The organism is Streptomyces sp. NPDC032198 (genome assembly GCF_040636975.1).
Lineage (GTDB): Bacteria > Actinomycetota > Actinomycetes > Streptomycetales > Streptomycetaceae > Streptomyces.
In genome coordinates, this window is sequence record NZ_JBEZVL010000006.1 from 292,068 (window position 1) to 313,572 (window position 21,505).

19 protein-coding genes are annotated in these 21,505 nt (G+C 71.2%); 13 read left to right on the forward strand and 6 right to left on the reverse strand.

Annotation, left to right across the window (positions count from 1 at the left end; genetic code table 11):
• Positions 1 to 1,746, reverse strand: a 1,746-nt coding sequence (locus AB0E78_RS18065; RefSeq protein WP_361833298.1) for a DEAD/DEAH box helicase, incomplete at its 3' end; no start/stop codon positions are given.
• Between the two features lie 463 nt (positions 1,747 to 2,209).
• Here AB0E78_RS18065 and AB0E78_RS18070 point away from each other — a divergent pair.
• Positions 2,210 to 2,947, forward strand: coding sequence for a ferritin-like fold-containing protein (locus tag AB0E78_RS18070; protein WP_361833300.1), 738 nt, complete (start codon positions 2,210 to 2,212; stop codon positions 2,945 to 2,947).
• Between the two features lie 299 nt (positions 2,948 to 3,246).
• On the opposite strand, the gene AB0E78_RS18075 is transcribed toward AB0E78_RS18070, so the two are convergent.
• From AB0E78_RS18075 to AB0E78_RS18090, 4 genes are all read right to left on the reverse strand, one after another.
• Positions 3,247 to 3,519: a hypothetical protein gene (locus AB0E78_RS18075; protein ID WP_361833302.1), complete on the reverse strand. Its 273-nt coding sequence runs from the start codon at positions 3,517 to 3,519 to the stop codon at positions 3,247 to 3,249.
• Positions 3,520 to 3,698: 179 nt separating this feature from the next.
• A complete protein-coding gene (locus tag AB0E78_RS18080) occupies positions 3,699 to 3,926 on the reverse strand; it encodes a DUF3107 domain-containing protein (protein WP_055565193.1) in 228 nt (75 codons plus the stop codon).
• A 163-nt stretch (positions 3,927 to 4,089) separates the two neighbouring features.
• Complete coding sequence (locus AB0E78_RS18085) at positions 4,090 to 4,731, reverse strand: TetR/AcrR family transcriptional regulator (RefSeq protein WP_361833304.1); 642 nt, start codon at positions 4,729 to 4,731, stop codon at positions 4,090 to 4,092.
• A 144-nt stretch (positions 4,732 to 4,875) separates the two neighbouring features.
• A complete protein-coding gene (locus tag AB0E78_RS18090) occupies positions 4,876 to 5,091 on the reverse strand; it encodes a hypothetical protein (RefSeq protein ID WP_361833306.1) in 216 nt (71 codons plus the stop codon).
• Between the two features lie 168 nt (positions 5,092 to 5,259).
• Between AB0E78_RS18090 and AB0E78_RS18095 the strand changes: the two genes are divergently transcribed.
• The 12 genes from AB0E78_RS18095 to moeZ all read left to right on the forward strand — a co-directional run bounded on the left by AB0E78_RS18095 (position 5,260) and on the right by moeZ (position 19,706).
• Positions 5,260 to 6,249 (forward strand): alpha/beta hydrolase, encoded by a 990-nt coding sequence (locus tag AB0E78_RS18095; RefSeq protein ID WP_361833308.1) that lies wholly within the window; start codon positions 5,260 to 5,262, stop codon positions 6,247 to 6,249.
• Positions 6,250 to 6,257: 8 nt separating this feature from the next.
• Positions 6,258 to 7,736 (forward strand): DUF3152 domain-containing protein, encoded by a 1,479-nt coding sequence (locus tag AB0E78_RS18100; protein ID WP_361833310.1) that lies wholly within the window; start codon positions 6,258 to 6,260, stop codon positions 7,734 to 7,736.
• 78 nt (positions 7,737 to 7,814) lie between these two features.
• The gene (locus AB0E78_RS18105; protein ID WP_344520500.1) at positions 7,815 to 7,907 is read left to right on the forward strand and encodes an Ms4533A family Cys-rich leader peptide; all 93 of its coding nucleotides are present in this window, start codon (positions 7,815 to 7,817) and stop codon (positions 7,905 to 7,907) included.
• Between the two features lie 130 nt (positions 7,908 to 8,037).
• On the forward strand, positions 8,038 to 9,765 hold the full coding sequence (locus AB0E78_RS18110; protein ID WP_361833312.1) for an ABC transporter substrate-binding protein: 1,728 nt from the start codon (positions 8,038 to 8,040) through the stop codon (positions 9,763 to 9,765).
• A gap of 20 nt (positions 9,766 to 9,785) precedes the next feature.
• Complete coding sequence (locus tag AB0E78_RS18115) at positions 9,786 to 10,778, forward strand: ABC transporter permease (protein ID WP_361833314.1); 993 nt, start codon at positions 9,786 to 9,788, stop codon at positions 10,776 to 10,778.
• Positions 10,775 to 11,773, forward strand: a complete 999-nt coding sequence (locus tag AB0E78_RS18120) for an ABC transporter permease (protein WP_361833316.1) — start codon at positions 10,775 to 10,777, stop codon at positions 11,771 to 11,773. The genes AB0E78_RS18115 and AB0E78_RS18120 overlap by 4 nt, the downstream gene beginning before the upstream one ends.
• Positions 11,770 to 13,407 (forward strand): ABC transporter ATP-binding protein, encoded by a 1,638-nt coding sequence (locus AB0E78_RS18125; protein WP_361833318.1) that lies wholly within the window; start codon positions 11,770 to 11,772, stop codon positions 13,405 to 13,407. The genes AB0E78_RS18120 and AB0E78_RS18125 overlap by 4 nt, the downstream gene beginning before the upstream one ends.
• 201 nt (positions 13,408 to 13,608) lie before the next feature.
• Positions 13,609 to 15,375 (forward strand): DUF3492 domain-containing protein, encoded by a 1,767-nt coding sequence (locus tag AB0E78_RS18130; protein ID WP_361833320.1) that lies wholly within the window; start codon positions 13,609 to 13,611, stop codon positions 15,373 to 15,375.
• A complete protein-coding gene (locus AB0E78_RS18135; protein WP_361833322.1) occupies positions 15,372 to 16,619 on the forward strand; it encodes a hypothetical protein in 1,248 nt (415 codons plus the stop codon). The genes AB0E78_RS18130 and AB0E78_RS18135 overlap by 4 nt, the downstream gene beginning before the upstream one ends.
• A 154-nt stretch (positions 16,620 to 16,773) precedes the next feature.
• Positions 16,774 to 17,727, forward strand: a complete 954-nt coding sequence (locus AB0E78_RS18140; protein ID WP_361833324.1) for an NAD-dependent epimerase/dehydratase family protein — start codon at positions 16,774 to 16,776, stop codon at positions 17,725 to 17,727.
• Entirely contained in the window at positions 17,715 to 18,464 is a 750-nt protein-coding gene (locus tag AB0E78_RS18145) for a spherulation-specific family 4 protein (protein WP_361833326.1), read from the forward strand. The genes AB0E78_RS18140 and AB0E78_RS18145 overlap by 13 nt, the downstream gene beginning before the upstream one ends.
• A gap of 63 nt (positions 18,465 to 18,527) precedes the next feature.
• On the forward strand, positions 18,528 to 19,706 hold the full coding sequence (gene moeZ, locus AB0E78_RS18150; protein ID WP_361833328.1) for an adenylyltransferase/sulfurtransferase MoeZ: 1,179 nt from the start codon (positions 18,528 to 18,530) through the stop codon (positions 19,704 to 19,706).
• Between the two features lie 147 nt (positions 19,707 to 19,853).
• Here the strand turns inward: moeZ and AB0E78_RS18155 are convergent, their stop codons facing one another.
• On the reverse strand, positions 19,854 to 21,413 hold the full coding sequence (locus AB0E78_RS18155; protein ID WP_361833330.1) for an alpha/beta hydrolase: 1,560 nt from the start codon (positions 21,411 to 21,413) through the stop codon (positions 19,854 to 19,856).
• Positions 21,414 to 21,505 lie beyond the last annotated feature (92 nt).

A 21,505-nucleotide genomic window follows, 5' to 3' on the forward strand; every position in this document is an offset into this window, starting at 1 on the left:
GCGGGTCCTGCGGCGGGGCTTCGCTTCCGCGGGCTCTGCCGGTTCGGCCGTCTCGACGGCCTCGACCGTGTCGACGACCGTCTCCGCTGCCTTGCGGGTGCGGCGGCGCGGCTTCGTGGCGGGGGCCTCGGCCTCCACCGTCTCGACCACGGGCTCGGCCGCCTTGCGGGTCCTGCGGCGCGGCTTCGTTTCCGCGGGCTCCGCCGGGGGCGTCGGCTCCACGGCCTCGACCGTTTCGACCACGGCTTCCGCGGCCTCGGCACCGGTCCGCGTCCGGCGGCGGCGGCGCGGCGTGCGCGGCTCCGTCAGTTCGGGCTCCGGGGCGGCCACAGCCACGGCTGCGGCGGACGGTGCGGTGGCCTCGGCCACTGCCACCGCCGGAGTCTCCAGCGGCGTACCCGACCGGGTGCGGCGACGACGACGCGGCGTACGCGCCTCACGCGGCTCGCGCTCCGGCTCGGCAGCGCGCCCACGGTCACGGTCACGGCCGCCGTCACGACCACCGTCACGGCCGCCACGATCGCGGTCCCGCCCGCGCGAGCCACCCTTGCCGCCCGTCTCGCCGAGGTCTTCGACCTCCTCGGCGCGCAGGCCGGCACGGGTCCGCTCCCCACGCGGCAGCACACCCTTCGTGCCCACCGGGATGCTCAGCTCCTCGTACAGGTGAGGCGAGCTGGAGTACGTCTCGACCGGGTCGCTGAGGCCCAGGTCAAGAGCCTTGTTGATCAGCTGCCAGCGCGGGATGTCGTCCCAGTCGACCAGCGTGATCGCGATGCCCTTGGCCCCCGCGCGGCCGGTGCGGCCGATGCGGTGCAGGTAGGTCTTCTCGTCCTCGGGGGACTGGTAGTTGATGACGTGCGTCACGCCGCCGACGTCGATGCCGCGTGCGGCGACGTCCGTGCAGACGAGCACGTCCACCTTGCCGTTGCGGAAGGCACGCAGCGCCTGCTCGCGGGCGCCCTGGCCGAGGTCGCCGTGCACCGCGCCGGAGGCGAAGCCGCGCTTCTCTAGCTGCTCGGCGATGTCCGCGGCGGTCCGCTTCGTACGGCAGAAGATCATCGCGAGTCCGCGGCCGTCGGCCTGCAGGATGCGCGAGACCATCTCGGGCTTGTCCATGTTGTGCGCGCGGTACACGTGCTGCTTCGTGTTCGCGACGGTCTGGCCCTCGTCGTCCGGCGCGGTGGCGCGGATGTGCGTGGGCTGCGACATGTAGCGGCGGGCCAGGCCGATGACCGCGCCCGGCATGGTCGCCGAGAAGAGCATCGTCTGGCGCTTGGCCGGAAGCATGTTGATGATGCGCTCGACGTCCGGCAGGAAGCCCAGGTCGAGCATCTCGTCGGCCTCGTCGAGGACCAGGCACTTGATGTGCTTGAGGTTGAGCTTCTTCTGGCCCGCGAGGTCGAGCAGACGCCCCGGCGTGCCGACGACGATGTCGATGCCCTTCTTGAGGGCCTCGACCTGCGGCTCGTACGCCCGGCCGCCGTATATGGCGAGGACGCGGACGTTGCGCGCCTTGCCGGCGGTCAGCAGGTCGTTCGTGACCTGCTGGCACAGCTCACGGGTGGGGACGACGATGAGCGCCTGCGGGGCGTCGGTCAGCTGCTCGGGCTTGGCCCGGCCCGCCTCGACGTCCGCGGGGACGGTGACGCGCTCCAGGATCGGGAGTCCGAAGCCGAGCGTCTTGCCGGTGCCGGTCTTGGCCTGGCCGATGACGTCGCTGCCGGAGAGGGCAACGGGGAGCGTCATCTCTTGGATGGGGAAAGGGCTGATGATGCCGACGGCCTCAAGGGCCTCGGCCGTCTCGGGGAGAATTCCGAGATCGCGGAAAGTCGTAGTCAGGGCATTGCCTCTTCTGTGAGACGCAGTCCGAGGCGAACGCTGGGGGTCGTGACCGTGCCACTACCGCCGGCTGCTTGGGGGGCGGGGCCGGGGGCGCGGGACCACTGCCTGCGCTCGAGCGCTCGTACCGCTGAGGTTCCCTCCTCATGCCGTACGCACTGTGCGTACTGCCTGGAGGGCTGTCGGGTCGGAGCCGATCGGGCCTCCGACCGGGCATCCTCATTCGTACGGCCCGTCGAATATTCGGCAGGCGCATTACCACTGTACCCCGGAATCTCGCAGCCGTGTCTGGCGAATTGGTCACGTAGTCGTCGTCACAGTCACTGACCAGGCCCTTACACGTTGCTGCGAGCGGGCTATTGTGCGGTTTATGGAGACGCCTGACACCGCCGCTGACACACCTGCCGAACCCAAGGGAATCGCCGCCCAGGACTGGACGACCGCCGCCGCCGACCCGCACTACCGCGCCGCGGTGGTCGACCTGCTCGGAGCGCTCGCCTATGGAGAGCTCGCGGCGTTCGAGCGGCTCGCGGAGGACGCGAAGCTGGCGCCGACGCTCGGCGACAAGGCGGAGCTGGCGAAGATGGCGTCGGCCGAGTTCCACCACTTCGAGCAGCTTCGGGACCGGCTCTCGGCGATCGGCGCGGACGCCACCGACGCCATGGAGCCCTTCGTGGCCGCCCTGGACGGCTTCCACCGGCAGACGGCGCCCTCCGACTGGCTCGAAGGCCTGGTCAAGGCGTACGTGGGTGACTCGATCGCCAGTGACTTCTACCGCGAGGTCGCGGCGCGGCTCGACGGGGACACCCGTCGTCTCGTCCTCGGCGTCCTCGACGACACGGGGCACGCGAGCTTCGCGGTGGAGAAGGTGCGCGCCGCGATCGACGCGGACCCGCGGGTGGGCGGGCGGCTCGCGCTGTGGGCGCGGCGGCTGATGGGCGAGGCGCTCTCGCAGTCGCAGCGGGTCGTTGCCGACCGGGACGCGTTGTCGACCATGCTGGTCGGGGGCGTGGCCGATGGCTTCGACCTGGCCGAGGTCGGGCGGATGTTCTCGCGGATCACCGAGGCTCACACGAAGCGGATGGCTGCGCTGGGCTTGGCGGCGTAGTCGCTGGGGCTCCGGGGGCTGGATTCACCTGCGGGTGCGCTGTGGCTTGCCGCGTTTCCCTGGGGGCCTGATGCGTCGGGTCTGCTGCGGGTGCGTTGGGGCTTGTCGCGCAGTTCCCCGCGCCCCTTGGGAGGCTGGTGTGCTGGGTTCTCCTGCGGGTGGGTTGGGGTTGCGCGCGCCGTTCCCCGCGCCCCTTGGAGGGGCGGGTGTGCCGAGGTCCCTTGCGGGTGCGTTGGGGCTTGTCGCGCGGTTCCTCGCGCCCCTAAGGGCCCCGTGGCTTGGCGCGTCGTTCCCGCCCGCTACGCCGTCGCTGAGCGACGGCGTAGGTGGCTCCTGTTGGGGCGGAGCAGGAGTGAGAGCAGGGCTGCTGCTACGGCCACCGCGCCGATGATGGTGCCGGGGGCGTGGCCGGCTCCCAGGGCCATGTGCGTGACGAAGGAACCGATCACGGCGCCGGCGGCCCCGGTCGACAGGACCAGGTTGCGTGCGGGCAGTCGGTGGGGCAGTCGGTGGGCCGCCGCCCATGCCAGGGCGAAACCGAGCAGTGCGGAGCCGAGCGCTTCCAGAATCACAGGGGTGTTCCCTCCCTCGCGGCCAGGTGCAAAACGGTCGTAGCCGGTCTTACCCGTGGCGGCCGGAATGCAATCCTCCAGAGCCTTCCCGCGAGGGGCGCGTCAACGCACGAGAACGGCCCGGTGGTTGTGACCACCGGGCCGTTCTCGTTCTTCGTCCTACGTGCGGCGTCCTTGAACTACAGGGCGCTGAAGCCCACCTTGCGTGCGGTCGGCTCGCCGAGCTCGACGTACGCGAGGCGGTCGGCCGGAACCAGGACCTTGCGGCCGTGGTCGTCCACGAGGCTCAGCAGCGGCGACTTGCCGGTCAGCGCCTCGGACACCGCGTGCTCGACTTCCTCGGCGCTCTGGCCGCTCTCCAGCACGATCTCGCGGGGCGCGTACTGCACGCCGATCTTGACCTCCACGGCTTTGTCCCTCCGACGGTCAGTGATGTGCGCGGTGTCCGCGCCGTACTCAGCACACATTAGCCCGGTGAGGCGATGCGCATGCTTCCGCCGCTGCACGCCAGTAGCGAACAGAGATCGGGAACAGAATGCGGGAACGGGAAAGCGGCGTCCCCGATCGGTGTCAGTGGCCTTCCAGGCCGTGCAGCGGGAAGCCCGCGATACCGCGCCAGGCCAGGGACGTCAGCAGCTCCACGGCCTTGTCGCGCGGGACCGTGCTGCCGCTGGCGAGCCAGTACCGGGCGACCACCTGGGAGTAGCCGCCGAGGCCCACCGCCAGCAGCATCGCCTCGTCACGGGGCAGGCCCGTGTCCTCGGCGATGACCTCGCAGATCGCTTCCGCGCACTGGAGGGTGACCCGGTCCACACGTTGGCGGACCGCGGCCTCGTTCGTCAGGTCCGACTCGAAGACGAGGCGGAACGCGCCGCCCTCGTCCTCCACGTACGCGAAGTACGCGTCCATCGTGGCCGCGACGCGCAGTTTGTTGTCCGAGGTGGACGCGAGCGCCGTACGGACGGACTGCAGGAGTGATTCGCAGTGCTGGTCGAGCAGCGCGAGATACAGGTCGAGCTTGCCGGGAAAGTGCTGGTAGAGCACCGGCTTGCTGACTCCGGCCCGCTCGGCGATGTCGTCCATCGCCGCCGCGTGGTAACCCTGCGCGACGAAGACCTCCTGCGCCGCGCCCAGCAACTGATTGCGTCGGGCACGACGCGGCAGGCGTGTGCCCCGCGGGCGCGCTGCCTCTGTCTGCTCGATGGCTGTCACGCCGCCTCCCATGATCGTGAATGTGCGGTGTGCGCCGCGCGGCCATCGTACTTTTCGGTAACCGTGATGTGCGCGGTACGAGCGGAGAATTTCACGGACTGGATGACCGTGAAAGCCGTGCGTAGCAGGGCAAACACGGGCAGCTCAGCGATAGTCGTCTTCGTCGAGACTGACGACGCGGGCCTGTTCGGCCAGGTCCGCCTCGTTCGCCGCGTCCGTGTTCAGGTCCTGCAAGGAGTCGTCCTCGCGAGGTGTGAGTTCGGTCTGCTGCTCCGCGGTATCGGCCTCGGGCGCTTCGGTGCTGGTGTCGGCGGTTTCCTCGGCCTCGAAGGTCTCGGGGTCGGACGGGTCGACGGTCATCGTGGCTCTCTTCCCTGGAGGACTAGTGGTGCGAGTGCCCTGTTCGCCCTCACTTATGAGCCTAGGAGCTTGCCGATCCGGGCGCTACGCGATCTCCGGGTGACATCGGCCGGATCTGTGACGGCGAACACATGAACCACCGCGTGATCGTCTCGTAACATTGCCCGCATGTCTTCGACCGAGCTGCCGAACGTGATCGCCGCCTCCGTCGCGCCCAAGCCGGGTGCCGTCGGCGTCGCGGCGGGCGAGCGGCTCGACTCGGTCACCCTTCCCGGGCTCACGCTTTCGGTGCGTTCCAGGCCGTCGGTGCGTGCGGGGCTGCCGCCCGCCTTGTACGTGCACGGGCTCGGCGGGTCCTCGCAGAACTGGTCGGGCCTGATGCCGCTGCTCGAGGACGTCGTGGACTGCGCGGCGGTGGATCTGCCGGGATTCGGCGACTCGCCGCCGCCGGACGACGGTGACTACTCGGTCACCGGGCATGCGCGTGCCGTGATCCGTTATCTGGACACGCGTGAACACGGGCCCGTGCATCTGATCGCGAACTCGCTGGGCGGCGCGGTGACCACCCGCGTCGCCGCCGTCCGCCCCGACCTGGTCCGCACCCTCACGCTGATCTCGCCCGCGCTCCCTGAACTCCGGGTGCAGCGCACGGCACTGCCGACCGGGCTCCTCGCGGTGCCCGGCGTCGCGGGCCTGTTCACCAGGCTCACCAAGGACTGGACCGCGGAGCAGCGGGTCAGCGGCGTCATGGCACTCTGTTACGGGGACCCGGGCCGGGTCTCGCCGGAGGGCTACAGCGCCGCGGTGCGGGAGATGGAGCGCAGGCTCGCCCTTCCGTACATGTGGGACGCGATGGCACGCTCGGCGCGCGGCATCGTGAACGCGTACACACTGGGCGGGCAGCACGGACTGTGGCGTCAGGCGGAGCGGGTGCTCGCGCCGACCCTGCTCATCTATGGAGGAAAGGACCTGCTCGTCTCGTACCGAATGGCTCAGAAGGCCGCTGCCGCGTTCCGTGACTCACGGTTGCTCACCCTGCCGGACGCGGGGCATGTGGCGATGATGGAGTATCCGGATACGGTGGCCACGGCATTCCGCGAACTGCTCGCGGACACGGGCGAGTTGAGTGCATCCGGTCATGCGGGCGCGGGGAGCTGAGGCGGCGAGTGGGACGTCATAGCCGCCGGGGTTCGGCCGACCTCGCAGACAACACGGGCAGCGCGGGCAACACAGACACCGACGACGTACCGGCACCGCAGGGCACACGTCCGCCGGCCCCCGGCACGGGACGCCGCAGACGAGCCCCCGGGGACCCCGGCACGCCCGCGCACGGCTTCCCGCAGGCCACTCCTCCGCATGGGGTTCCGCAGGCCACCCCGCCGCACGGCATGCCCCAGGCCACCCCGCCGCACGGCTCGCCGCACGTCCGTGGCGGGCATCCCGAGCAGCGTGAGCCGGGCGGGGCGTGGGGTGCCGGGCCGCGGCTGGGTGCCGCCTACGGGACGCCGGGAGCGCGGACCGCGCCGCCCCGCGTGCCGGGGCCACGCCGCGAGTATGTGGACGCGTTCGGCGACGAGTTCGCGGAGGAGGACCTCTTCGGGGGCGGCGCGACCGGCGCCACGCCCACGGTGACCGGTCCGGCGCCCAGGGCGACCGGGGGCCCGCCCCTGCGGACGCCCCCGCCCCGCGACCCGTACGCCTCCGTCACCGACTGGGACCGCTCGGTCGACGAGGAAGAGGAAGCGCAGGGAGAGCTCTGGGCCGACGCGGCCGACGGAGCGGATGGAGCCGACGGCGGCCCCGGAGCCCCCGCGGACGGCGACGCCAAGGAGGGCAAGGGGGGTGGCAAGGGCCGCACCTTCACCGGGATCGCCGCCGCCGCTGTCACCACCGTCCTCGCGGTCGTGGTGGCCGGCCAGGTGACCGGCGGGCCGAAGGACTCCGCCGCTCCCAGGACCCAGGCCGCGAAGGGCCAGGACGGCCGCGCCGCGGGCGAGGACGCGTCCCGCTCGGACGACCGGCCCACGCCCCCCGAGTCCGCCCCGGCGACGTACGAGACGAAGATGGCGAAGAAGTACCCGCTCGACGCCAAGCTCACGGCGTCCGGCGACTTCGACGCCATGGCTGGGTTCGACAAGGCGCCGGGCAAGGGGCAGTTGTTCCGCTACCGCGTCGACGTCGAGAAGGGCATGGGCTTGGACGGCGAGCTGTTCGCGTCGGCCGTGCAGAAGACCCTGAACGACGACCGGAGCTGGGCGCACAAGGACGGCAGGACCTTCGAGCGGATCTCTTCGGGGAAGCCCGATTTCGTCATCACGCTCGCGAGCCCCGGGACGACCGCGAAGTGGTGCGCGAAGTCCGGGCTCGACACCATGGCGCAGAACGTCTCCTGTGACTCCGCCGCCACGGACCGCGTGATGATCAACGCCTATCGCTGGGCGCAGGGCGCCAAGACCTACGGCGACCGCATCCACCCGTACCGGCAGATGCTGATCAACCACGAGGTCGGTCACCGGCTCGGCTTCAACCACACGGACTGCACGAAGGACGGCGAGCTCGCGCCCGTCATGCAGCAGCAGACGAAGTTCCTCGACCACGACGGAATCAAGTGCAAGGCCAACCCCTGGGCGTTTCCCAAGAGTTGAGACGGATCTGCTCGGCATGTGGTCTTTTATGAGTCGACAGCTTTGACATCCGTCGAAAGTTCGTACATATTTCTCCGCATGTCGCCTCGTCACGCCTCCTCGCGCGCCGCCCTTGAGCTGGCGCTCTTCGGCGTGACCGCGCTCTGCGTGTCCGACATTCACTGTTGCTGACGCCCGCCCCTGGCGCGTGCGTCGCTTTCGCATGACCTTTCTGTGGTCCTGACCTCTTTCGGCGACCCCGGGGCGAGCTCTGCTCATTTCCTGCTGTCCCCTGCTTGATTCCCCGAGAGGCCCCTTTCCCATGCGCCAACCGTCCGTCATAGCCCGCCGCGTGGCAGCGGCATCCGTCAGCCTCGTCCTGGCAGCGGGCGCCGCCGCCTGCGCGGGCCCCGAGGACAACGACGCCGGGGGCGGCGGCGCCGACGGCAAGCCCGCCAAGGGCGGCACGCTCACCGTCCTCAACAGCGAGCCGCAGGTCGACTTCGACCCGGCGCGGCTCTACACCTCCGGCGGCGGCAACGTTCCCTCGCTCGTCTTCCGCACCCTGACCACCCGCAACCGCGAGGACGGCGCCAAGGGCTCGGAGGTCGTGCCGGACCTCGCCACGGACCTCGGCAAGTCGAGCAAGAACGCCACGGTATGGACGTACACCCTGAAGAAGGGGCTCAAGTACGAGGACGGTTCGCCGATCACCTCCGCCGACATCAAGTACGGCATCGAGCGCTCCTTCGCCGGTGAACTCTCCGGTGGCGCGCCCTATTTGCGGGACTGGCTGATCGGCGGCGACAAGTACGCCGGGCCCTACAAGGACAAGAGCGGCAAGGGGCTGAAGTCGATCGAGACGCCCGACGAGCGGACCATCGTCTTCCGGCTGAACAAGCCCGAGGGCGAATTCCCCTATCTGGCGACGCAGACGCAGTTCACGCCCGTCCCCAAGAGTAAGGACAAGGGCACGAAGTACGAGGAGCACCCGGTCTCCTCGGGCCCGTACAAGGTCGTGAAGAACGAGAACGACGGCGAGCGCCTCACCCTGGAGCGCAACCCGCACTGGTCGGCGAAGACCGACCCGGAGCGCAAGGCCTACCCGGACAAGATCGACGTGCGGTCCGGCCTCAACTCCTCCGTCATCAACCAGCGGCTCTCGGCCGGTCAGGGCGCGGACGCCGCCGCCGTGACCACCGACACCAACCTCGGCCCCGCCGAACTCGCCAAGGTCACCGGCGACAAGGCACTGGCCTCGCGCGTCGGCACCGGGCACTTCGGATACACGAACTACCTCGCCTTCAACCCGAAGGTGAAGCCCTTCGACGACCCGAAGGTGCGCCAGGCCATCTCGTACGCCGTCGACCGCTCCTCCGTGGTCAACGCGGCAGGCGGCTCGTCGCTCGCCGAGCCCGCCACTACGTACCTGCCGAACCAGAAGTCCTTCGGATACACGAAGTACGACCACTTCCCGGCAGGCAAGTCCGGCAACGCGAAGAAGGCCAGGGAGCTCCTGAAGGAGGCCGGTCACAAGGACGGGCTCACCATCACGCTGACCCACTCCAACGCCAAGGACTTCGAGACGAGCCCGGAGATCGCGACCGCGATCCAGGACGCCCTGAAGAAGGCCGGGATCAAGGTCAAGCTGGAGGGCCTTGAGGACAACGACTACAAGGACAAGGTGCACAGCGCCAAGTCCGAGCCGGGTCTCTTCCTCGCCCACTGGGGTGCCGACTGGCCCTCCGGCGGCCCCTTCCTCGCCCCGATCTTCGACGGACGGCAGATCGTGAAGGACGGCGCCAACTTCAACACCGGCTTCCTGGACGACAAGGCCGTCAACGACGAGATCGACGAGATCAACAAGCTCACCGACCTCGACGCGGCGGCCAAGCGCTGGGGCGCCCTCGACAAGAAGATCGGCGAGCAGGCCCTGACCGTGCCGCTCTTCCACCCGGTCTACAAGCGGCTCTACGGCAAGGACGTCAAGAACATCGTGATCAGCGACTGGACGGGCGTCCTCGACGTCTCCCAGGTCGCGGTCAAGTAAGGATTACCGGTCACATCACCATGAGCGAGGCCCTGTTGGCCTCGGGAGCGGGGACGGGCGTCACGGCGCCCGCCCCGGCTTCCGGTGCCCGTCAGTTCTGGCGGCGGCTGCGCACGCAGCGTGCCGCCCTCGTCGCGGCGTCCGTCGTCGCGCTTCTCGTCCTGGTCGCGCTCGCCGCGCCGCTGCTCACCGCCATCGAGGGCCAGGACCCCAGCACGTACCACCCCGACCTCATCGACTCCGGCCGTGGCGGCGTGCCCATCGGCTCGTTCGGCGGGATCAGCGCCGAGCACTGGCTGGGCGTCGAACCGCAGACCGGGCGCGACCTGTTCGCCCGGCTCGTGTACGGCGCGCGGGTCTCCCTCGGTGTCGCGCTCGCCGCGACGGTCGTACAGGTGGTGCTCGGCGTCGGCGTCGGTATCGCCGCCGGGCTCGGCAACCGCCTGGTGGACCAGGTGCTCAGCCGCGCCACCGACGTCATCGTCGCCATGCCGCTGATGGTCCTCTCGCTCGCCCTGATGGCGATCGTGCCCAGCGGCTTCCCGCGCCCCGTCCTGGTCGCCCTGGTCATCGGGCTCATCGCCTGGGGCGGCACGGCCAAGATCGTGCGCGCGCAGACCATCACCCTCAAGGAGCTCGATTACGTGGCCGCCGCCCGGCTCAGCGGCTGGAGCACCTGGCGCATCGCGCGTCGCGAACTCCTGCCGGGACTCGCCGCCCCCGTCATCACCTACGCGGCGCTGCTCGTCCCCATGAACATCACGGTGGAGGCCGCGCTCTCCTTCCTCGGCGTCGGCGTCAAACCGCCGACCGCGTCCTGGGGACAGATGCTCACCGCGGCCGACATCTGGTACCAGGCCGCGCCGCAGTACCTACTGCTGCCCGCCGGGGCACTGTTCGTGACCGTCCTCGCGCTGACCGTCCTCGGTGACGGCGTGCGGACCGCGCTCGATCCACGGGCCGCGTCGCGGCTGAGCATCGGGACCGGGCGGAAGCGGGAGGGCAAGGCATGACCGGCTTCCCGGGTTTCTTCCTGAGGCGCTCGGTGGGCGCCCTCGTCACGCTGCTCGCCATCTCCGTGATCATCTACGCGGTCTTCTACGTCGCTCCCGGCGACGTCGCCCAGATCACCTGCGGGCCGCGCTGCTCACCGGCTCAAGTGGCCCAGGTGAGCGAGCATCTGCGGCTCGACGACCCGGTGTACGTCCGCTACTGGAACTTCCTGCAGGGCATCTTCGTCGGCCAGGACTACTCGACGGGTACCGGCGTCGAGCACTGCGACGCCCCCTGCCTCGGGCTCTCCTACCAGAGCGACCAGCAGGTCACCCAGCTGATCCTGGCGAAGCTGCCGGTCACCGGGTCGCTCGCGCTCGGCGCCATGGTGATGTGGCTGATCCTCGGGGTCGGCACCGGGGTGCTCTCCGCCTGGCGGCGCGGGCGCGTCACCGAGCGGGTCCTGACGGCCGTCACGCTCGCGGGCACGGCCACGCCCGTCTTCGTCATCGGCCTGCTGCTGATGATCGTGGTCTGCGGCCAGCTCAACTGGCTGCCCTTCCCGCAGTACGTGCCGTTCACCGACGACCCGCAGCAGTGGGCGTGGAACCTGCTGCTGCCCTGGCTCTCCCTCGCCCTGATCGAGGCCGCCAAGTACGCGCGCCTCACCCGCTCCTCGATGCTGGAGACCCTCGCCGACGACCACGTACGCACGTTTCGCGCGTACGGCGTCGGGGAGCGCTCGATCATCGGCAAGCACGCCCTGCGGGGCGCGGTCGCGCCGGTCATCGCGCTCAGCGCCAACGACTTCGGGTCGATGTTCGGCGGCGCGGTGCTCAGCGAGACGCTCTTCGGGCTGCCCGGCATGGGGCGTGAACTCGTGCACGCGGTCAAGGTCGTCGATCTGCCGGTCGTGGTCGGCATGGTCCTGGTGACCGGCTTCTTCGTGGTGCTCGCCAACGCCGTCGCGGACGTCCTGTACGCGGTGGCCGACCGAAGGGTGGTCCTGTCATGAGCCTCGTCCAAGTGACCGACCTGGTGGTCGACTTCGGGGACACGCGCGCCGTCGACCGGCTCTCCTTCACGCTGGAGAAGGGCGCCGCGCTCGGCATCGTCGGCGAGTCGGGGTCCGGCAAGAGCACGGTGGCGTCCGCGCTGCTCGGGCTCCACCGGGGCACCGGCGCGGGCGTCGGCGGTGAGGTCCTCGTCGGCGGCATCGACGTACAGAAGGCGTCCGGTGACGAGCTGCGGCGGCTGCGGGGCGGGAAGGCGGCGATGGTCTTCCAGGACCCGCTGTCGTCCCTGGACCCGTACTACGCGGTGGGCGACCAGATCGCCGAGGTGTACCGCGTGCACACCGGAGCCTCGCGCAGGGCGGCACGCGCGCGTGCCGTCGACGTACTCGACCGGGTGGGCATCCCGGACGCCGCACGCAGGGCGCGGTCAAGGCCGCACGAGTTCAGCGGTGGCATGCGGCAGCGCGCGCTCATCGCCATGGCCCTCGCCTGCGAGCCCGAGCTCCTGATCGCCGACGAGCCGACGACCGCCCTGGACGTCACCGTGCAGGCCCAGATCCTCGACCTGCTGCACGTGCTGCGGGCCGAGACGGGGATGGGGCTGCTCCTGGTCACCCATGACGTGGGCGTCGCGGCGGAGAGCGTCGACGACGTCCTGGTCATGCGGTACGGGCGGGCCGTCGAGCGAGGGCCGGTGCGGGAGGTGCTCGGGGCGCCCGCGGACACGTATACGCGGGAGCTGCTCGGGGCGGTGCCGCGGGTGGACGCGCCGCGGGAGGTGTCGGCGCCCGCAGAGGGTGACGTCGTCCTCGAAGCGGTGGACCTGCGCAAGGAGTTCGGCCGCGGCAAGCGTGCCTTCGCCGCGGTGGACGGCGTCTCGCTCACGGTCCGCCGGGGCGAGACGCTCGGGATCGTGGGGGAGAGCGGCAGCGGCAAGACGACCCTCGGGCGGATGCTCGTGGGGCTGCTCGACCCTTCGGCCGGGGAGATCCGGCACGGGGGTGAGAGGACGCCGGGTGGCGGTGTACGGGCCGGCGTGCAGATGGTGTTCCAGGACCCCGTCTCCTCGCTCAACCCGCGCCGCAGCATCGGGGAGTCCATCGCCGATCCGCTGCGCGCACGGGGCATGGGGGTCCCCCCGCTCGAGCGGAGCCGAGAGTGGGGGAGGGACGATTCCGTCGTGCGCGCACGCGTGCGGGACCTCATGGAGCGCGTCGGGCTCGATCCGGCGTACTACGGGCGCTATCCGCACGAGTTCAGCGGCGGCCAGCGGCAGCGCGTCGGGATCGCGCGTGCTCTCGCCGCCGAGCCCCGGGTCATCGTGTGCGACGAGCCGGTCTCGGCGCTCGACGTGACGACGCAGGCGCAGGTGACCGGGCTGCTCGCCGAACTCCAGCGGGAGCACGGACTCGCCCTCGTCTTCATCGCCCACGACCTCGCGGTGGTACGCCAGGTCAGCGACCGGATCGCGGTGATGCGGCAGGGGCGGATCGTCGAGCACGGAACCGTCGACGAGGTGTACGGGGCGCCGCAACAGGCGTACACCCAGCAGCTGTTGGCGGCCGTGCCCGCACTCGACCCGGAGGCCGCGGCGCGGCGCCGCACGGCCCGCAGGGAGCTGGCCGCAGCTTAACGCTCCGTAGCGGAAGAGCGCTCTCTCGCCGCCATAGCGCGACAGAACGCTACCGGCGCGGGAAAGTTACTGCCGTTCACCCCTTTTGGTGGCGTGATGGACAACCGTCCATCACGCCACCGGCATGTCCGCATACGTTCGTCCCGCTGCGAGCCGCCGGTCCAACGGCGGCTCTCCACATGGGAGATCGGGGGTGTGCGCGTGCGCATCGGACTGCTTACGGAGGGTGGCTATCCGTATGTGAGCGGTGACGCCAGGCTCTGGTGCGACCGGCTCGTACGCGGGCTCGGGCAGCACGAATTCGACATCTACGCCCTCAGCCGCAGCGCGCGGCAGGAGGCGCAGGGCTGGATCGAGCTGCCGCCCCAGGTGAACCGCGTACGGACGGCGCCCCTGTGGACGGCCGACGACGACGGCGTGGCCTTCGGGGCCGGGTACGGACGGCGGGCGCGGCGGCGCTTCGCCGAGTGCTTCGGCGAACTGGCCGCGGTGGTGTGCGACTCCGGAGCGGCGTCCGCGGCGGGCGCCGCGAGGGAATCCGGCGACGCCGACGCGTTGGCGGACCGTTTCGGCAGTGCGCTCTACGGCCTCGCCGAACTCGCCAGGGACCAGGGCGGCCTCGTCGCCGCACTGCGCTCCGAAGCGGCCGTGCGCGCCCTGGAGGGCGCGTGCCGCGCGCCGGGCGCACTCCGCGCCGCGCGCACCGCACGAGTGTCCGACCTGCTCGTCGTGGCGGGCCTCCTGGAGCGCGCCCTGCGACCGCTCTCCCTCGACTGGTACGGCGACGACGGCCTCGGCGCGGTCGACCTGTGCCACGCCACGTCCGGCGGCCCGGCGGCGATCCCCGGCCTCCTCGCCCAGCACTTCTCCGGAGTGCCGCTCCTGGTCACCGAGTACGGCGTGCAACTGCGGGCGCACTACCTCGCGACCGGCGACGAGGCACTGAGCGCGCCGGCGCGCGCGCTGCTCACCTCCTTCCACGGCAGGCTCGCCGCCGAGGTGTACGGCAAGGCCACGATCATCACCCCCGGCAACACGCACGCCCGCCGCTGGCAGGAGCGGTGCGGGGCCGAGCGGGCGAAGCTGCGCACGGTCTACCCCGGCATGGAGGCGTCCCGCTTCGCGGAGGTCGGCGAGCGTGAGGACCCGGGCGACCCCGACACGCTCCTCTGGGTCGGCCGCATCGAACCGGCCAAGGACCTGATCTCCCTGCTCCACGCCTTCGCGGAGATCCGCAAGGAGGAGCCGAAGGCGCGGCTGCGCATCGTCGGGGCGCCCGCGGAAGGCGCGGAGGCGACGGCGTACCTCGCGCACTGCCGAGCGCTCGCCGCGCAGCTCTTCCCCGACGAGGCGGAGGGCGTACACGCCGTCGGCGACAACCCCGTGTCCTTCGAGGAGATCGGCACACCCGACGTGCCCGACCTCGCCGACGCGTACGCCGCGGGCAGCGTCGTCGTCCTGTCGAGCGTCGTCGAGGGCTTCCCGATCAGCCTGGTCGAGGCGATGTTCTGCGGACGCGCGACGGTGTCCACGGATGTCGGCGCGGTCGTCGAGGTCATCGGCGGCACCGGCCTGGTGGTGCCGCCCCGCAATCCGAGGGCGCTCGCCGAGGCGTGCGTGGCGCTGCTGCGCGACGCCGGGCGGCGCGACCGGCTCGGCGCCGCGGCGCGTGCGCGGGCGCTCGAACTGTTCACCGTGGAGCAGAACACCGAAGCCTTCCGCGCCATCTACCTGGAGATCGTCTCGCACTGCCCGGTGCGCAGGGAAGCGCTCGACGACGCGGGCGAGCCCGTGCCGTTCGGCAATCCGGCGGAGGCCCGCATGCCGGGCCGGTGGGCGGTCGCCGCGGTCGCCGCGGGCGGCGCGGGCGGCGCGGGCGGCGCGGACGCGGGCGCGGGCTCGGGCGGCGCGCCCCGCTGGGCGCAAGAGGCGGACGGTCCGGAGCGGTTGAAGGGGGCGGGGGTATGAGCAAGGAGCAGCAGGTGGACGCCCCCCAGGCGCCGGGGAGCCCCGGCGGCTGGGACGAGCGGTCCGAGGAACTGGTGGCCGACGCGGCACTGGTGCGCGAGCCCACGGCCTGGCGGAGTGCGGGTGCGGATGTGGTTGCGGCTGCGGGCAGTGCGAGCGGGGCCGTCCCCGCCAAGCCCGCGCGCCGCGGTGCCGTGGACCCCGTGAAGGCGCTGATGCACCGGCACCGCGAACTGTGCGAGCGCGCCGTCGACCCGCTGGAGATCGCCGCGGGCCTTGAGGCGCACGGAGTGACCGACAGGACCGCCGCGCGGTTCCGGCACCGGGACGTGTTCGCGCTCGCCGAGGAGATGTACGCGCGCGTGCCCCGCGACGAGGAAGAGCGCGGCGCCCCCACGGGCACTTCGTCGCGCGGAGCCCCCGAAGTGCCCGCCGGGTGGGCGCTGTTCGCCCTGCTCCCGGGCGTGGCCTGCGCACTCGCCGCCGTGGGGATCGAGCTGAGCGAGGGGCACGCGCGGTACGCGGTGGGGATCGGCGGAGCCCTCGCCGTGGCCGTCGCGCTCCGGCTCGCCCTCCGGCGCGGGCCGCTGCGCTGCGCGCACCACGTCGTGCCGGCCACGCGCGCGTGGGTGTGCTTCCTCATCGCGTACGCCCTCTTCGGCGACGGGCTGATGCGGGCCGCCGTCTCGGGCGGGCCCGACGGCCCCTGGGCGCCGTCGACCGCCGCGGCGCTGGGGCTCTCGCTCGCCGTCGCGCCCGCCGTGTGGTGCGTGCGGCTGTTCGCCGTGGGAGCACGGCGACGGCTCGCGCTCAGCCGGGGGCTCGCTGAATTCACCTCCGCCGTACGGCCCTTGCTGCTGGGCAGCGTCGCGCTGTACCTGTGCGCCCTCGGGGTCCTCCTCGTGGGGGCCGGGGCCGCCTATGGCGTACCGGCATCCGCCGGGGCCGGGGCGCTGGGCGCGCTGCTGCTCCTCGCCCGCCTGCTCTCCTCGTACGGCTTCATGCGGGCGCCCCTGCTGATGCTGGGCGCCGCGGGTGCGGTGGAGGCGGCCTCGCTCGCATCCGTGTTCGCGGGGCGCCTGCCCGGGTGCGCATGGCTCGCGGCGCCCGTCGAGGGGGTGGTCCGGGCCTGGGGGCCCGGTGCCGTGCCCGTCGTCGCGTGCGGCGCGGCCGCCGGTGTGCTGTTGCTCCACTCGCTGCGGGTGCTCAGCCGGGCCTCCGCGCATGGCGACGGGGCGTCCTGAAGATGCGCGCCGGTCCCTCCCGGCCCGATGCGAAAACTCTCTCTCCCGCGGGGCCGACACCGCGGGCCTTCCCCCGTGAATTACGGCAACCCCCTGAAGGAGAAAGCCAGATGAGCACCCCCAGCATCCGAGAGTCCGACCCGGGAGCCGCCCGATGAGGGTGCTGCTGATCGGAGCCAACGGATACCTCGGCCGGTTCGTCGCCGACCGGCTGCTCGCCGACCCGGCGGTGCAGCTCACCGCGCTCGGCCGCGGCGACGACTCGGACGTACGGTTCGACCTCGCGAGCGGCAGCCCCGGCGCGCTCACCCGCTTCCTGGACGCCGTGCACCCGGGCGTCGTCATCAACTGCGCGGGCGCCACCCGCGGCGGCGCCCGCGAGCTGACCCGGCACAACACCGTCGCCGTCGCCACGATCTGCGAGGCCCTGCGCCGCAGCGGATGCGGGGCCCGGCTCGTGCAGCTCGGCTGCGCCGCCGAGTACGGGCCGAGCCAGCCCGGGTCCTCGACCGCCGAGGACGCCGTGCCCAGGCCCGGCGGACCGTACGGCGTCAGCAAGCTCGCGGCCACCGAACTGGTCCTCGGATCGGGTCTCGACGCCGTCGTCCTGCGGGTGTTCTCGCCCGCAGGACCCGGCACCCCGGCCGGCTCGCCGCTCGGGCGGCTCGCCGAGGCCATGCGGCGCGCCATGCAGGCCGGGGACGGCGAGCTCAAGCTCGGGGGGCTCGGTGTCCAGCGGGACTTCATCGACGTACGCGACGTGGCGCGCGCCGTGCACGCCGCCTCGCTCTCCGCCGCCCAGGGAGTCGTGAACATCGGCGCGGGCCGTGCCGTGCGGCTGCGGGACGCGGCGGCCGTCCTGGCGCGCGTCGCCGGGTACGGCGGAGCCCTGCACGAGCTCGACCAAGGCGCCCTGCGGCAATCCATCGGGCACCCCCGCACCGAATCCGACCACGGGAGCCCGGCCGCCTACCCCTATCCCGACGGGTGCGGCAGCTGGCAGCAGGCCGACGTGCGCACCGCGCGCGACCGGCTCGGCTGGCGCCCCCGGATCAACCTCGAAGAATCACTCGCCGACATCTGGATGGAGGCGGCATGCCGCATCTGACAAGGACCGGCACGGGCACCGCACACACCGACGTACGACTCGGCTTCGGCATCCCCGGCTTCGCGCACCCCCTCGTCGCGCCCGCCGAATGGTCCGAACTCACCCGCCCCAGTACCCCTTTGCACTGGGTCGTCCTGAATGTGAGCAGGGGGCCGGGGGACCGGCCCGACCCGCACTGCCTGGAGGCGGCAGGACGGCTGCGGAACGCGGGCGTGCGTGTTCTCGGTCACCTCGACGTGACGTACGGCGCCCGCAGCTTCGGGGAGCTCATCTCCGACGCCCACCGCTACCTCGACTGGTACCAGGTCGACGGCTTCTCGCTGGACCGCTGCCCCACGGAGCGCGCGGCGCTCCCGGAGGTGCGCAGGACGGTCACGACGCTGCGCGCGCTCTGCGACGACGCGCACATCGTCCTGGGGCACGGCACCCATCCGTACCCCGGATACGCCGAATCCGCCGACCAGTTGGTGACCTTCTCCGGTCCCTGGAGCGACTACCGCTGGTCGCAGGTGGCCGAGTGGACCGCCGACTATCCGCCCGAGCGCTTCTGCCACTTCGTGCACGGCATGCCGCGCGGTCACCTCGACGAGGCGCTGCGCATCGCACGCTGGCAGGGCGCGTCGACGATCTACTTCACCGACCGGGTCGACGGCCGGGGGGCGGACGACCCGTGGGAGTCCATGCCCGGGTACTGGGACGAAATCGTCTCGCGCATCGGAACAGGTGTCTCGGAATGAAGAAGGGCGTGGCAGTGTTACAGGCAGAACACCGTTCCGAAAATACCGACCAACGGAGTCCCCGTGTCGCTGCCACCCCTGGTCGAGCCAGCATCTGAGCTCACCGTCGACGAGGTTCGCAGGTACTCCCGCCACCTGATCATCCCCGACGTCGGGATGGACGGGCAGAAGCGGCTGAAGAACGCCAAGGTGCTGTGTGTCGGCGCCGGCGGCCTCGGGTCACCGGCGCTGATGTACCTCGCCGCGGCAGGTGTCGGCACCCTCGGCATCGTGGAGTTCGACGAGGTCGACGAGTCGAACCTGCAGCGCCAGATCATTCACAGTCAGGCCGACATCGGCCGCTCCAAGGCGGCGTCGGCGAAGGACTCGGTCCTCGGCATCAACCCGTACGTGAACGTGATCCTCCACGAAGAGCGGCTCGAGGCCGAGAACGTGATGGACATCTTCAGCCAGTACGACCTGATCGTCGACGGCACGGACAACTTCGCCACGCGCTACCTGGTCAACGACGCCTGCGTGCTGCTCAACAAGCCGTACGTGTGGGGTTCGATCTACCGTTTCGACGGCCAGGCCTCCGTCTTCTGGAGCGAGCACGGCCCGTGCTACCGCTGCCTCTACCCGGAGCCCCCGCCCCCCGGCATGGTCCCGTCCTGCGCCGAGGGCGGCGTGCTCGGCGTGCTCTGCGCGTCGATCGGCTCCATCCAGGTCACCGAGGCGATCAAGGTCCTGGCCGGCGTGGGAGACCCGCTGGTCGGCCGCCTGATGATCTACGACGCCCTGGAGATGCAGTACCGCCAGGTCAAGGTCCGCAAGGACCCCGACTGCGCGGTCTGCGGCCCGAACGCCACCGTCACCGAGCTCATCGACTACGAGGCCTTCTGCGGCGTCGTGTCGGACGAGGCCCAGGAGGCGGCGCTCGGCTCGACGATCACTCCCAAGCAGCTCAAGGAGTGGATCGACGGGGACGAGAAGATCGAGATCATCGACGTACGCGAGCAGAACGAGTACGAGATCGTCTCGATCCCCGGCGCCAAGCTGATCCCGAAGAACGAGTTCCTCATGGGCACCGCCCTGGAGAACCTTCCGCAGGACAAGAAGATCGTCTTGCACTGCAAGACGGGTGTCCGGTCCGCGGAGGTCCTCGCCGTACTGAAGTCCGCGGGCTTCAGCGACGCGGTGCACGTGGGCGGCGGCGTGATCGGCTGGGTCAACCAGATCGAGCCCGAGAAGCCGATCTACTAGGCGTAGCGCCTGAACGGAGATGGGCCCGCACCTCTTGGTGCGGGCCCATCTTGCCTGCGGCTCGTTCTGGGACGGCCTCACCGCATCGCCTTGACGGCTCGTCCTCAACGCCGGACGGGTTGAAATGCCACCTGTCGGCCGAACCCCTCAGGTCTCGCAGACCTTGCCGTCCTTCGGGGCCTTTCCGTTCAGCAAGTAGTCATTGACCGTGTCGTCCACGCAGTTGCTGCCGCTGCCGTACGCGCCGTGGCCCTCGCCCTTCCAGGTCAGCTCGACGCCGACACCCTTGCCCAGCTCGTCGGCCATCTTGCGGGCGCCTTCGTAGGGCGTCGCCGGGTCTCCGGTGTTGCCGACGACCAGGACCGGCGGCGCGCCCGGAGCGCTCACGTCGGGGGAGTCGTGCAGCCCGGCCACCGGCCACTTGTGGCACCAGCCCGCCGTGTCCCAGCCCATGAACTCGCCGAAGACGGGCGATATCGCACGGAAGTCCGCCAGCTGCGCCTTCGCCTCCGCGGGCGTCGTCCGTGCCTTGCCGTCGCGGCAGCCGATCGCGCGCTGCGAGTGGCTCTGCGTGCTGTAACGCCCGGACGCGTCCCGTTCGTTGTAGAGGTCGGCCAGCTGCAGCAGCGCCGCGCCGTCGCCCTTCTCGGCCTGCTCCAGGCCGCGGGTCAGGGAGGGCCAGCTGTCCCTGCTGTACAGGGTGACCGTGATGCCGGTGAGCGCCAGGGACTGGGTGAGCTTCCGGTCGCCCGTCCCGGGCAGGGGCTTGGCGTCGAGGCGCTTCAGGAGGCGCACTATCTTCTGCGAGCCCGCCTTGGGGTCCTGGCCCGAGGACTTCAGGTAGTTCTCCAGGGCACGCTGGAAGCCGCGTGCCTGGTTCTTGGCGTGGCCCACCGAGTCCGCGCTCGGGTCGACCACCGCGTCCAGGGTGAGGCGTCCCACCTTCTTGGGGAACAAGTGGGCGTACGTGCCGCCGAGTTCGGTGCCGTACGAGATGCCCATGTAGTGCAGCTTGTCGTCGCCGAGCACCTGGCGCATCACGTCCATGTCCCGGGCGGCCTCGACCGTCGAGACATGGCCAAGGAGCTTGCCCGACTCACGGGCGCAGCCCGCGCCGAAATCGGCCGCGTCCTTGAAGTACGCCGCTTCCTCGGCCGGGGTGTCCGGGGTGAGGTCGACGGCCTCCGCGGCCTGCGTCTCCTTGTCGCTGCGGCAGTGCACGCCCTCGCTGCCGGCCACTCCGCGCGGATCGAAGCTCACCAGGTCGTACCGCTCGCGCGGCTTGTCGTACATGTCCGCGAACGAGGGCAGCATGGAGACGCCGGAGCCGCCGGGTCCGCCGAAGTTGAACAGGAGCGAGCCGATGCGCTTGCCCTCGCCGGTGGACCTGGCGCGGATCAGCGCGAGGCCGATGGTCTCGCCGTCCGGCTTCGCGTAGTCCAACGGGACCTTGAGGGTCGAGCACTGCCACTCGGAGCCGGGCGCGGGGTCGCTGCCGGTCGCCTTGCAGGCGCCCCAGTGGAGCTTCTGGGAGGTGAGCGAGGCGGGCAGGGTGGAGGAGGGGTCGGGCTTCGGTGACTGCTCGGGGCTGGTCGGCGCGGGCTTCGCGTCGTCCTCGCCCCCGTCGGAACCACCGCAGCCGACGGCGAGCCCCGCCACCAGAACTCCTGCGGCGGCCAGAGCTGCTGACCGTACGAAACGCGGCATGGAGCGCTTCCCCCCTCGGAAGACAGTCAAGCCATAGTAGGCGGGACCTCGGACAACGGCCCTGGCGGGCCGCGGGAGCCGACGAGGCCGAG

Excerpts from the sequence above, each read along its gene's own strand:
- AB0E78_RS18070 (WP_361833300.1), top strand. The coding sequence starts at position 2,210 with ATGGAGACGCCTGACACCGCCGCTGACACACCTGCCGAACCCAAGGGA.
- AB0E78_RS18090 (WP_361833306.1), bottom strand. The coding sequence starts at position 5,091 with ATGACCGTCGACCCGTCCGACCCCGAGACCTTCGAGGCCGAGGAAACC.
- AB0E78_RS18095 (WP_361833308.1), top strand. The coding sequence starts at position 5,260 with ATGTCTTCGACCGAGCTGCCGAACGTGATCGCCGCCTCCGTCGCGCCC.
- AB0E78_RS18105 (WP_344520500.1), top strand. The coding sequence starts at position 7,815 with ATGTCGCCTCGTCACGCCTCCTCGCGCGCCGCCCTTGAGCTGGCGCTC.
- AB0E78_RS18110 (WP_361833312.1), top strand. The coding sequence starts at position 8,038 with ATGCGCCAACCGTCCGTCATAGCCCGCCGCGTGGCAGCGGCATCCGTC.
- AB0E78_RS18115 (WP_361833314.1), top strand. The coding sequence starts at position 9,786 with ATGAGCGAGGCCCTGTTGGCCTCGGGAGCGGGGACGGGCGTCACGGCG.
- AB0E78_RS18120 (WP_361833316.1), top strand. The coding sequence starts at position 10,775 with ATGACCGGCTTCCCGGGTTTCTTCCTGAGGCGCTCGGTGGGCGCCCTC.
- AB0E78_RS18125 (WP_361833318.1), top strand. The coding sequence starts at position 11,770 with ATGAGCCTCGTCCAAGTGACCGACCTGGTGGTCGACTTCGGGGACACG.
- AB0E78_RS18135 (WP_361833322.1), top strand. The coding sequence starts at position 15,372 with ATGAGCAAGGAGCAGCAGGTGGACGCCCCCCAGGCGCCGGGGAGCCCC.
- AB0E78_RS18140 (WP_361833324.1), top strand. The coding sequence starts at position 16,774 with ATGAGGGTGCTGCTGATCGGAGCCAACGGATACCTCGGCCGGTTCGTC.
- AB0E78_RS18145 (WP_361833326.1), top strand. The coding sequence starts at position 17,715 with ATGCCGCATCTGACAAGGACCGGCACGGGCACCGCACACACCGACGTA.
- AB0E78_RS18155 (WP_361833330.1), bottom strand. The coding sequence starts at position 21,413 with ATGCCGCGTTTCGTACGGTCAGCAGCTCTGGCCGCCGCAGGAGTTCTG.